Origin of the sequence: Pseudomonas sp. SIMBA_041 (genome assembly GCF_046535095.1) — a bacterium.
Lineage (GTDB): Bacteria > Pseudomonadota > Gammaproteobacteria > Pseudomonadales > Pseudomonadaceae > Aquipseudomonas > Aquipseudomonas mucoides.
Genome location: NZ_JAWRXJ010000785.1, coordinates 1 through 245, shown reverse-complemented (window position 1 = coordinate 245; position 245 = coordinate 1). Strand labels below are relative to the sequence as shown.

The following is a 245-nucleotide window of genomic DNA, read 5'->3' as shown; positions in this document are numbered from 1 at the left end:
AGCCACGGTTGTTTCCGCATGCTCAGCAACAACGTGCTGGAAATGGCCGGCATGGTGCCGGTGGGAACTTCGGTGCGCATCATCAACGATCCGTACAAGTTCGGTATCAGCGGCGGGAAAGTCTACCTGGAAGCTCATACGCCGTTGGATGACAAAGGCAATCCTTCGGTGGTCGACAAGCACACTGCAGTGATCAATGCCTTGCTCAAGCGTGAGGACCTGGCTAACAACCTGCGCATGAACTG

At 55.5% G+C, this 245-nt stretch carries 1 pseudogene; it reads left to right on the top strand.

Going from position 1 to position 245, the window contains the following annotated elements:
• Positions 1-245: pseudogene (locus SB725_RS33260) on the top strand (hypothetical protein); the annotation flags it as partial.